The sequence below is a fragment of the Stenotrophomonas sp. YJH_SMC_19 genome (genome assembly GCF_059367915.1).
Window position 1 is genome coordinate 38,276 of sequence record NZ_JCAFRI010000009.1, and the last position, 10,269, is coordinate 48,544.

A 10,269-nucleotide genomic window follows, 5' to 3' on the forward strand; every position below is an offset into this window, starting at 1 on the left:
GGTTTGCACGGCCGTTGTTACACGCGCACACTGCCCGCATGGGCGCCATCTTCCATCTGCGGCACTACGGCCAGGCCACCGGCCTGGACCGCCATGACTACGCGCAGTGGGTGCTGCCAGTGCAGGGTGAACTGCAGTTCGAAATGGAAGGCCGCGGAGGTCGGCTGGACGTGCTGCAGGGGGCATTCGTGGCCGCCGGTGAGGCGCATGACCAGATGGCTGATGGTCCCAATGGTTTCGTGATCGTTGACTGTCCTCCGGGCGTACTTGATGACGGCACGCAGGAGCATCTGTGCCGGCAGCGCTGGCTGCATCTGCCGCTGGCATTGCGCCGACGCCTGGCTGAGGTGCAGGCAGGGCAGTCAATGCCGGCGCTGCTGCCGCAGTTGCTGCAGGTATTTGCACCTGCCGGCAGTGGCGCGCGCATGCAGGGTCTGTGTGCGGCGGTCCAGGCCGACCCCGGGCAGGCGTGGCCGGTGGCGCGCATGGCGGGGTTCGTCGGGGTCAGCGAGAGCCGTTTGCATGCGCTGTTCCGGCAGGAGTTCGGGCTCAGCCCGCAGGCCTGGCTCAGTGCAAGCCGGTTGCGTTGGGCCAAGCACCAGCTGCGCACCAGCGTGGCGCCGATCAGCGATATCGCGCTGGCCGCGGGCTATTCCGAGCAGAGCGCACTGACCCGCGCGCTGCGCCGCGAGTGCGGCCAGACTCCCGCAGCGTGGCGCCGGGGCGCCGGACTGTAGGGTCGAGCCACGCTCGGCTTTGCACACGCGCGGCCGGTCAGGGCAATAGCCTCGGTCAAGAGCGCCCGCTGGCCAGCGCTTACACTGCGCGGCCTGTTCTCTCCCCCCGAAGAACCCGAATGCGCAACAACCCGATGGCCCTGGGCATCGCCAATGGCGTTGCCGCTGGCGCGCTGTGGGGCGTGGTCTTCCTCGCGCCCGCCGTGCTGCAGTCGTTCAACGCCCTGCAATTGTCGGCCGGTCGCTATCTGGTCTACGGCCTGATCGCCGTAGTACTGCTGCTCCCGCGCTGGAAGCGGCTGGCACCCCAGCTGGGTCGCACCGAATGGATCGGGCTGCTGTGGCTGAGCCTGGCCGGGAACCTGGTGTACTTCCTGCTGCTGGCCACGGCGGTGCAGTGGGCTGGCGGTGCGGCGGCGTCGCTGATTGTCGGCCTGATTCCGGTGGTGGTCACCCTGGTCGGCGTGCGCGAACAGGGTGCAGTGCCTTTGAAACAGCTGCTGCCGGCACTGGGCCTGTGCGTGCTGGGCGTGGCCCTGGTTGGTTGGGAAGCACTGATGTCCGAGCACCTGGCAACCCCGTGGCGGCAGCGCCTGATCGGCCTGCTGTGCGCGTTCGGCGCGCTGTTCTCGTGGGCGTTGTACTCGATCGGCAACAGCCGCTGGCTGGCGCGTCGACCGGACTTGTCCAGCCACGACTGGTCGCTGCTGACCGGCGTCACCACCGGCGGCCTGGCCCTGCTGCTGGTGCCGATGGCCTTCATCGGGCACACCAGCGGGCACACGGCGGCGCAGTGGAGTGGTTTCTGGGCAATCAGTGCCGGTGTGGCGGTGGTGGCCTCGATCCTCGGCAATGCGTTCTGGAACCGCGCCAGCCGCCTGCTGCCGCTGACCCTGACCGGACAGATGATCGTGTTCGAGACGCTGTTCGCGCTGGCGTATGCCTTCGCCTGGCAGCAGCGCTGGCCTTCACTGCTGGAAGCGCTGGCGATCGTGTTCCTGGTGGCCGGCGTGATGCTGTGCGCGCATGCCCATCGTAGTCCACGGGCGATCGCCGAACATGCCGACTGAATGCGTGCGTCAAGCGTGCTGATGCTGCCTTGGTCTCAGATGCAACCAAATGCCTGCACGTTGAGCGATGATCGCGGCACTGGTTTTTTGCATCGCAGCACTTGACAGCAGGCCGGCGCACAGTGTTTTCTGTGCGTCATGGTTCTTGATGCCGCCCACGCCAGCCTGATCGCTCCCGCTACCGCGGGCCGTTCGACTGCGCCGGTCGCCACCACCACCATTACCACCACCACCGTCACCACTGCCCTGGTGCGGCCCGTCGTCTTCGTGTAACTCCCGAAAACCACGGCCCCGCACCATACAGGTGGCGGGGAAACTCGACACCTGCATGCGACGGGGCCTCCTGCCGAGGTCTGCATGTCTTCCCACGCCCCCGCTCATCCCGTTGCCCCGGCCGATCTGGCTGCACCGTCCATCGTCGTGCACAAGTTCGGCGGCACCTCGGTGGCCGATGCCGAACGCTACCGCCATGTCGCGGGCCTGCTGCTGGCCCGTCCCGAATCGCTGCAGGTCACTGTCGTTTCGGCAATGAAGGGCGTCACTGACGCGCTGATCGAGCTGGCGCAGCTGGCGGCCAAGGGCGACGAAGCCTGGCGCGAGGCCTGGCATGCGCTGCGCGCGCGTCACCGTGGCGCCGCCGTGGCCCTGCTGGGCGAGCAGGTGGGCGAGACCGTCGAATGGATCGACGCCCGCTTCGATCAACTGGCCGAAGTGCTGGCGGCGCTGGCGGTGATCGGCGAGCTGCCGCGCGAAGTGCTCGACCGCGTGCAGGGCCTGGGCGAAGTATTCTCCGCGCAACTGCTTGGCACCCACCTGCGTGCCTTGGGCGAAGACTGTGCGGTACTCGATGCACGCGACGTGCTGGTGGTCGGGCATGGCGAACTGGGTGTGGATGTCGACTGGGAGTCCAGCGCGGACCGCCTGGCCAAGTGGCGCCTGCGGCATCCGCAGATGCGCCTGGTCGCCACCGGTTTCGTTGCCCGTGACCGCCATGACCGCATCACCACGCTCGGCCGCAATGGCAGCGACTATTCCGGCGCGATCTTCGCCGCGTTGTTCAATGCCGATGAACTGCACATCTGGACCGACGTCGACGGTGTGCTGTCGGCCGACCCGCGACTGGTGCCCGAAGCGGTGCAGCTGGAATCACTGAGCTACGACGAGGCCTGCGAGCTGGCTTATTTCGGCGCCAAGGTGGTGCACCCGCAGACGATGTCGCCGGCCATCCGCCTCGGCCTGCCGATCTTCATCCGCAATACCTTCCAGCCGGCGCATCCGGGGACGCGCATCAGCGCCGAGCGCTCGCCGCGCGGGCCGGTGAAGGGCCTGACCCTGAGCCCCGGGCTGTCCCTGTTGAACCTGGAAGGCACCGGCCTGATCGGTGTGCCCGGTACCGCCGAGCGCGTGTTCGCGGCGCTGCGCCAGGCGCAGGTGTCGGTGGTGATGATCTCGCAGGGTTCGTCAGAGCATTCGATCTGCTGCGTGGTGCGCGCTGCCGAAGCGGCGCGTGGCCGTGAGGCACTGCTGCACGCGTTCGCGCATGAACTGTCGGTAGGGCAGGTGCAGCGCGTGCAGGTCAGTGAGGGCGTCAGCGTGCTGGCGGCAGTGGGTGACGGCATGGCCGGCCAGCCCGGTGTGGCGGCGCGCCTGTTCGAGGCGCTGGGACGCGCGCAGGTGAACATCCTGGCGATCGCGCAGGGCTCGTCGGAGCGCAATATTTCTGTGGCGGTGGACAGTGCCGATGCCACCCGCGCATTGCGGGCCGCACATGCGGGCTTCTGGCTGTCGCCGCAGACGTTCGCGGTCGGTGTGATCGGGCCGGGCAACGTCGGCGCGGCACTGCTGGACCAGCTGCTGGCGGCCCGCCCGCAGCTGCTGGCCAAGGCCAATGTGGATCTTCGCCTGCGCGCGCTGGCCTCGCGTTCGCGCATGCGGATGGAAGTGGATGGCCTGCACGCCGATTGGCGGGAGGCATTGCAGGACGCGGGCGAGCCCAGCGACCTGGATCGCTTCACCGAACATCTGCTGGCCGCGCACCTGCCGCATGCGGTGGTGATCGACTGCAGTGGCAGCGCCGACGTGGCCGAGCGCTATGAGGGCTGGCTGGCTGCCGGCATCCACGTGGTGACCCCGAACAAGCAGGCCGGTGCTGGCCCGCTGCCGCGCTACCAGCGCATCCGTGCTGCTGCGGCGGCCAGTGGTGCGCGCTTCCGCTACGAAGCCACGGTGGGCGCGGGCCTGCCGGTGATCACCACGCTGCGTGATCTGGTCGATACGGGCGACGAGGTGCTGGCGATCGAAGGCATCTTCTCCGGCACGCTGGCGTGGCTGTTCAACCGCTTCGACGGCAGTCAGCCGTTCTCGCAGCTGGTCGCGCAGGCGCGGTCGATGGGCTACACCGAGCCGGACCCGCGCGATGATCTTTCGGGCGTGGACGTGGCGCGCAAGCTGGTGATCCTCGCCCGCGAGGCCGGCCACGCGCTCAGCCTGGAACAGGTACAGGTGGAAAGCCTGGTGCCGGCGCTGCTGCGCGACGGCAGCGTGGATGACTTCATGGCGCGGCTGGGCGAGTCCGATGCCAGCCTGTTGCAGCGGTTGCAGGACGCGCGGGCGCGTGGCGCGGTGCTGCGCTACGTGGCACGGCTGGGCGCTGACGGTGCCTCGGTGGGCCTGCAGGAACTGCCCACCGACCACGCCTTCGCCAACCTTCGGTTGACCGATAACGTGGTGCAGTTCCGTACCCGTCGCTACTGCGACAACCCGTTGGTGGTGCAGGGTCCGGGGGCCGGCCCGGAAGTCACCGCCGCCGGTGTGTTTGCCGACCTGCTGCGGGTCGCGGCCGGTGAAGGAGCGCGCCTGTGATCGCACGTGCGTTCGCGCCGGCCTCGGTGGCCAACGTGGCGGTGGGCTTCGACATTCTTGGTCATGCCATCGCCGGTGTTGGCGATACCGTGAGCGTGCGCCGCATCGATGAACCGCTGGTGCGCATCGAGGCGATCCGTGGCAGTGCGGTCGAGCTGCCGCTGGAGGCAGCCGGGAACACCGCCGGCGCTGCGCTGACGTCACTGCGCGAAGGCCTGGGCCTGGATTTCGGATTCGCGGTGGAGATCGACAAGGGCATTCCGTTCGGTTCCGGCATGGGCGGTTCGGCAGCGTCATGCGTTGCGGCGTTGGTTGCCGGCAACGCGCTGCTGGATGCACCGCTGTCGCGTGAGGCGCTGTATCCGTTTGCGCTCGATGGCGAGGCAGTGGCCAGCGGTGGCCGCCACGGCGACAACGTGGGGCCGCTGCTGCTGGGTGGTCTTGCGCTGTGTACGGCCGACCGCCTGCTGCCAATTCCTGTGCCGGCGGCCTGGCACAGCCTGCTGGTGCATCCGCACGCGGTGCTGGAAACACGCCGTGCGCGCCAGGTGCTGCAGGGCAGCTACGCGCTGGGTGAATTCGTGGCACAGAGTGCGAACCTCGCGCTGGTACTCAGTGGTTGCCATCGTAGTGATGCGGCGCTGGTGCGGGCTGGATTGCGCGATGTGCTGGTCGAACCACGGCGGGCCGGCCTGATTGCAGGTTTCGAAGCAGCCCGCGATGCGGCGCTGTCGGCCCATGCAATGGGTGCGGGCATCTCCGGTGCCGGACCCAGCGTGTTCGCCTGGTTCGAGGACGCCGACCAGGCCCGCGCCGCTGCCGCACCGGTGCAGGCGGCATTTGCCGCCGCCGGTTTCGACAGCGATGCCTGGGTGTCGCCGCTGGATGCAGCGGGAGCCCGCTTGTGCTGAATCCTTCCCCTTTACTGGATACCGAACCCATGCAATTTGTTTCGACCCGGGGTCAGTCCCCGGCCGTTGGCCTCAGTGCGGCGATCGCTGCAGGATTGGCGCCCGATGGAGGGCTGTATGTTCCGCAGGTGCTGCCGGCGCCACGTGAGCTGCGGGCCGGCGCAACGCTGGCCGATACCGCCGCCGATCTGCTGGCACCGTTCTTCGCAGGTGATGCTCTGGAGGCGGCGCTGCCATCGATCTGCCGCGAGGCGTTCGACTTTCCGGTGCCGCTGCGTGCACTGGGCGGCGGTGACCATGTGCTGGAGCTGTTCCATGGGCCGACGGCGGCGTTCAAGGATATCGGTGCGCGCTTCCTGGCCGGAACACTGTCGCGGCTGCAGGCCGGCAAGGACCGCGACCTGACGATCGTTGTCGCCACCTCTGGCGATACCGGTGCCGCCGTGGCGGCAGCCTTCCACCGCCAGCCGGGCGTGCGTGTGGTGGTGCTGTACCCGGATGGCCGCGTGTCACCGCGCCAGGCGCATCAGCTTGGCTGCTTCGGCGACAACATCCAGGCGCTGCGTGTGGCCGGGGCGTTTGACGATTGCCAGGCCATGGTCAAGCAGGCGCTGGCCGACCGTGACCTGCAGGCGCAGGTGCCGCTCAGCTCGGCCAACAGCATCAGCCTGGGCCGGCTGCTGCCGCAGATGAGTTACTACGCACATGCGGCGTTGACCCATTACGCAGCGCATCGTCGTCGGCTCAACCTGGTGGTGCCGACCGGCAATCTGGGCAATGCGATGGCCGCAGTGCTGGCGCGCGCGCTGGGCGTTCCGATCGGGCAGATCGTGCTGGCGACCAATGCCAATGCGGTGCTGCCGGCGTACTTCAACGGTGGCGACTATCAGCCGCAGGCCAGTGTGGCCACGGTTGCCAACGCAATGGATGTGGGGGCGCCCAGCAACTTTGAACGCCTGCGCTGGCTTTACCTCGGAGATGACGCCGAGCTGCGCGCTGCGTTCCGCGCGTTCGCGGTGGATGACGTGACCATCCGCGCGACGATTGCGGCGGCGCATGCCAGCAACGGCGAACTGTTCTGCCCGCATACGGCCACAGCGGTGAAGGTGCTGCAGGACCTGCGTGCGCGCGGCGCCAAGGGCGACTGGGCGGTGGTGGCCACGGCGCACCCGGCCAAGTTCGAGGCCGTGGTCGAGCCGCTGATCGGCGAAACGGTGGCGGTGCCGCCTGCGCTGGATGCGTTGCTGCAGCGGCCCGCGCACGCGGAACCGTTGGCCGCGGAGTATGCGGCGTTGCGCGAGGTGTTGCTGCGTTGACCGGAGATGGACGTGGTTGCCGGCCAGCGTGCGCAACCCGTCCTCGTCGAGGATCTCCACCACGTTCAGGTGGGGCAGGGCGATCAACCCCTGCTGGCGCAGCTTGGTGAAAGTACGGCTGACCGTTTCCATGGTCAGGCCCAGATGGTCGGCGATGTCGCCACGCCCCATCGGTAGCGAGACGCGCAGGCCATCGCCACCCAGCTTGGCCTCGCGCGCGGCCAGGCGCAGCAGGAAGTCGGCCACTTTCTCGGCCGGCTGCAGCCGCGCCAGTGCCAGCGCGGCATCCTGGGCGGCGTCCAGCTCCTGGCAGGCACGCTGCAGCAGCTTGCGTTCCAGGTGCGGGAAACGGCTGCGAAGCGCCTTCATCTGCGGCAGCGCGACACGGCATACGCGGCTGTCTGCGATGGCCTCGATATCGTAGCGGTGGTGGTCACTGCCGCTCAGGCCCAGGTAGTCGCCAGGAAGCACGAAGCCATTGATCTGGCGGCGGCCATCGGCCAGGGTGCGCACCAGGCGCAGGGCACCGCCGGTCAATGTATAGACATGGTCGCGCTCTTCGCCGGTGCGGGCCAGGGTACTGCCCATGCTGACCTGCTGGGAAACGGTGACCTGTTCCAGTGCCTGCACTTCATCGGGCGACAGCGCCGAGCACACCGCAAGGTGGCGAACCGAGCAGTGCAGGCAGTCCAGCGTGTTGCAGGACGGCGAGGCGGGATCGTTGGTGGCGGGCGGAGCGCCGGAAGGCCGTGACATGTTGCGGGGGCGTATCGCGGGCGGGGAGGGCCTTATGATACTTCAAGCGGCCGTTCGACCCTGCCCGAGGCGGGGGCGCTAGAATGTCGCCCCCTCCCACGTCCCGTTCCAGCAGGAGTTCCGCCCGTGATCAAGCCCCGTACCCCGCCCGGCACCCTTGAACTGTTGCCGCGCGAGCAGATTGCGTTCCAGCGCATGCTGGACGTGATCCGTCGCAACTACGAGCGCTTCGGGTTCCTGCCGGTGGAGACGCCGGTGTTCGAGCTGTCCGACGTGCTGCTGACCAAGTCCGGTGGCGAGACCGAGCGCCAGGTGTATTTCGTGCAGTCCACCGGTGCGCTGGCCAACGCCGCCGAATCGGGTGACCGTTCGCTGCCGGAAATGGCGCTGCGCTTCGACCTGACCGTGCCGCTGGCGCGCTACGTGGCCGAGCACGAGCATGAACTGACCTTCCCGTTCCGTCGCTACCAGATGCAGCGGGTGTACCGCGGCGAGCGCGCCCAACGCGGCCGCTTCCGTGAGTTCTACCAGTGCGACATCGACGTGATCGGCAAGGACAGCCTGAGCGTGCGATACGACGCCGAAGTGCTGGCGGTCATCCACGCGGTGTTCTCGGAACTGCGCATCGGTGACTTCAGCATCCAGCTGAACAACCGCAAGCTGATGCGTGGCTTCTTCGAGAGCCTGGGCGTGGCCGAGGGCGAGCGCCAGCTGGCAGTGCTGCGCGAAGTGGACAAGCTGGACAAGCGCGGCGCCGATTACGTGCGCGAGACGCTGGTGGGCGAGGGCTTCGAGATTCCGGCCGAGCAGGTCGAGAAGATCCTGGCGTTCGTGGCCGTGCGTTCGCAGGGCCATGCCGATGCACTGGCGCAGCTGGCCACGCTTGAAGCCGACGCCGGTTCTTCGGAGATCCTGCGTACCGGCGTCGCCGAACTGCGCGAAGTGCTGCAGCTGGTGCAGGCGCTGGGCGTGCCGGAAACCGCGTACTGCCTGAATTTCTCCATTGCGCGCGGCCTGGACTACTACACCGGCACCGTCTACGAGACCACGCTGACCGACCACCCGCAGATCGGTTCGATCTGCTCGGGCGGCCGCTACGAAGACCTGGCCAGCCACTACAGCAAGTCGAAGCTGCCGGGCGTGGGCATCTCCATCGGCCTGTCGCGCCTGTTCTGGCAGCTGCGCGAAGCCGGCCTGATCGATGGCATCGAGGGCAGCAGCGTGCAGGCGCTGGTGGCGCTGATGGACGAGCAGGGCATGCCGCAGTCGCTGGACATCGCCCGTCGCCTGCGCGCCGGCGGCATCAACACCGAAGTGCAGATGGAGCCTAAGAAGATCGGCAAGCAGTTCCAGTACGCCGCCAAGGCCGGCATCCGCTTCGTGGTGCTGGCCGGTGAGGACGAGCTGGCGCGGGGCGTGGTGGCGGTGAAGGACCTGTTGCGCGAGCAGCAGTTCGAAGTCTCCCGCGACGAGCTGGCCAGCACCCTGCAGGTGGAGCTGGAGCAGTCCAGGGCGATGGCGTGATGCGGGCCGCCGCAGGGGCGCTGAGCGTGCTCCTGCTGGCGGGCTGCCAGAGCGATCCGGCGCTGCACAGTGCGCGGATCGGTCCGGCACAGTACCGGTTGCAGGTCGATCGCTGCCACGTGATCGACCGCGCGCAGCTGGAGGATGACCTACGAGCCTTGGCCGCTCGGACGTGCGCGGCGAGCGCAGGCGTGTTGGAGAACATCCAGCCACTGCCGAGCCGGCAGGGCAGCCTGTTCGGCGAATGCCTGCGGCGCGGGGCGCTGCAGGCCGAGGTGCGCTGCCTGCCTTGAGTCTATTTTAGGTTGTTGATTTATAAGAAGAACGCCCGCCTATGGTGGGCGTTCTGCGTTTAGGGGCGAAGCCCAGTCGAGCATGGCTCGACTCTACAAAAGCCGGTTCCGATCCGATCCATGCTGTTCTGACAGATCGCGGCCAACTGTCGAAGGCGGGGAGGGTTCGGTGGCAGGGGTGTGAGCGGCATGGGCCCGAGGCATGCCTCGGGCGAGTTGGGCAGGATGCCCAGCCCCGGTCTTGCCGTGTGCGCAGGACAGCGCACACGAGCAAGCGGCGACCAAGCCCCCATGGATCGGTTTACGGCGTCCCCTGCCACCGGACCCTCCCCGCCAACGCTCAGGAAATCAGCATTTGCTTTTGCTCTGGCTCTTGGCGGGTGCAGGGCAGCAGCCCTGCCGCACCCCAACCCTCGATTTGACGCACTGCGCAAGAATGCGCTAATGTACTAACGCGCTATTACATTGATGCAAAGAGATCCGCCCCGTGAAAGCCCGCCCCGAAATTGCCGCCAAAGACCCGAAGGCCGACCTGGAAGCCCTGGCCCGGGCCTTTGCCGGCCTGCGCGAGCCGGAGCAGGTGGAAGCGTTCCTGCGCGATCTGTGCACCCCCGCCGAACTGGAAGCCATGGCCGACCGCTGGAAGGTGGTGCCGCTGCTGCAGCAGGGCGTGCCGTATCGCGAGATCCACGAGCGCACCGGGGTCAGCGTGACCACCACTGGACGGGTGGCACGCACGCTCGAGCATGGCCATCGAGGCTATGCCACCGCCATCGACCGCCTTGCTTCGCGCTGATCCG

9 protein-coding genes and 1 pseudogene are annotated in these 10,269 nt (G+C 67.9%); 8 read left to right on the top strand and 2 right to left on the bottom strand.

Annotated elements, in window-relative coordinates; genetic code table 11:
- Positions 1–38: 38 nt before the first annotated feature.
- Together AC5P5R_RS11390 and AC5P5R_RS11395 are read left to right on the top strand one after the other, a co-directional pair.
- The gene (locus AC5P5R_RS11390; protein ID WP_005409417.1) at positions 39–737 is read left to right on the top strand and encodes a helix-turn-helix transcriptional regulator; all 699 of its coding nucleotides are present in this window, start codon (positions 39–41) and stop codon (positions 735–737) included.
- Positions 738–856: 119 nt separating this feature from the next.
- Positions 857–1,807: a DMT family transporter gene (locus tag AC5P5R_RS11395; protein WP_043035072.1), complete on the top strand. Its 951-nt coding sequence runs from the start codon at positions 857–859 to the stop codon at positions 1,805–1,807.
- 9 nt (positions 1,808–1,816) lie between these two features.
- Here AC5P5R_RS11395 and AC5P5R_RS11400 read toward each other — a convergent pair whose 3' ends face one another.
- The gene (locus tag AC5P5R_RS11400; RefSeq protein WP_162292024.1) at positions 1,817–2,137 is read right to left on the bottom strand and encodes a hypothetical protein; all 321 of its coding nucleotides are present in this window, start codon (positions 2,135–2,137) and stop codon (positions 1,817–1,819) included.
- A 27-nt stretch (positions 2,138–2,164) separates the two neighbouring features.
- Between AC5P5R_RS11400 and thrA the strand changes: the two genes are divergently transcribed.
- The 3 genes from thrA to thrC are packed head-to-tail and all read left to right on the top strand — an operon-like array spanning position 2,165 to position 6,896.
- Positions 2,165–4,669, top strand: a complete 2,505-nt coding sequence (gene thrA / locus AC5P5R_RS11405) for a bifunctional aspartate kinase/homoserine dehydrogenase I (protein ID WP_043035073.1) — start codon at positions 2,165–2,167, stop codon at positions 4,667–4,669.
- A complete protein-coding gene (locus AC5P5R_RS11410; RefSeq protein ID WP_076738983.1) occupies positions 4,666–5,580 on the top strand; it encodes a homoserine kinase in 915 nt (304 codons plus the stop codon). Before thrA ends, AC5P5R_RS11410 begins: the two co-directional genes overlap by 4 nt.
- A gap of 29 nt (positions 5,581–5,609) precedes the next feature.
- Positions 5,610–6,896 (top strand): threonine synthase, encoded by a 1,287-nt coding sequence (thrC, locus tag AC5P5R_RS11415; RefSeq protein ID WP_049461202.1) that lies wholly within the window; start codon positions 5,610–5,612, stop codon positions 6,894–6,896.
- Between the two features lie 15 nt (positions 6,897–6,911).
- On the opposite strand, the pseudogene AC5P5R_RS11420 reads toward thrC, so the two are convergent.
- Positions 6,912–7,652 (bottom strand): annotated as a pseudogene (locus tag AC5P5R_RS11420) (Crp/Fnr family transcriptional regulator); the annotation flags it as partial.
- 126 nt (positions 7,653–7,778) lie between these two features.
- Here AC5P5R_RS11420 and hisS point away from each other — a divergent pair.
- From hisS to AC5P5R_RS11435, 3 genes are all read left to right on the top strand, one after another.
- Positions 7,779–9,176, top strand: coding sequence for a histidine--tRNA ligase (gene hisS / locus AC5P5R_RS11425; protein WP_100438477.1), 1,398 nt, complete (start codon positions 7,779–7,781; stop codon positions 9,174–9,176).
- A complete protein-coding gene (locus AC5P5R_RS11430) occupies positions 9,176–9,469 on the top strand; it encodes a hypothetical protein (protein WP_087803392.1) in 294 nt (97 codons plus the stop codon). The genes hisS and AC5P5R_RS11430 overlap by 1 nt, the downstream gene beginning before the upstream one ends.
- 487 nt (positions 9,470–9,956) lie before the next feature.
- Positions 9,957–10,265: a YerC/YecD family TrpR-related protein gene (locus AC5P5R_RS11435; protein ID WP_087803390.1), complete on the top strand. Its 309-nt coding sequence runs from the start codon at positions 9,957–9,959 to the stop codon at positions 10,263–10,265.
- Positions 10,266–10,269: the final 4 nt, after the last annotated feature.

Bases quoted from the DNA above. Each gene is read 5' to 3' on its own strand.
- AC5P5R_RS11395 (WP_043035072.1), top strand. From the start codon at position 857: ATGCGCAACAACCCGATGGCCCTGGGCATCGCCAATGGCGTTGCCGCT.
- AC5P5R_RS11400 (WP_162292024.1), bottom strand. From the start codon at position 2,137: ATGCAGGTGTCGAGTTTCCCCGCCACCTGTATGGTGCGGGGCCGTGGT.
- thrC (WP_049461202.1), top strand. From the start codon at position 5,610: ATGCAATTTGTTTCGACCCGGGGTCAGTCCCCGGCCGTTGGCCTCAGT.
- thrA (WP_043035073.1), top strand. From the start codon at position 2,165: ATGTCTTCCCACGCCCCCGCTCATCCCGTTGCCCCGGCCGATCTGGCT.
- AC5P5R_RS11430 (WP_087803392.1), top strand. From the start codon at position 9,176: ATGCGGGCCGCCGCAGGGGCGCTGAGCGTGCTCCTGCTGGCGGGCTGC.
- AC5P5R_RS11390 (WP_005409417.1), top strand. From the start codon at position 39: ATGGGCGCCATCTTCCATCTGCGGCACTACGGCCAGGCCACCGGCCTG.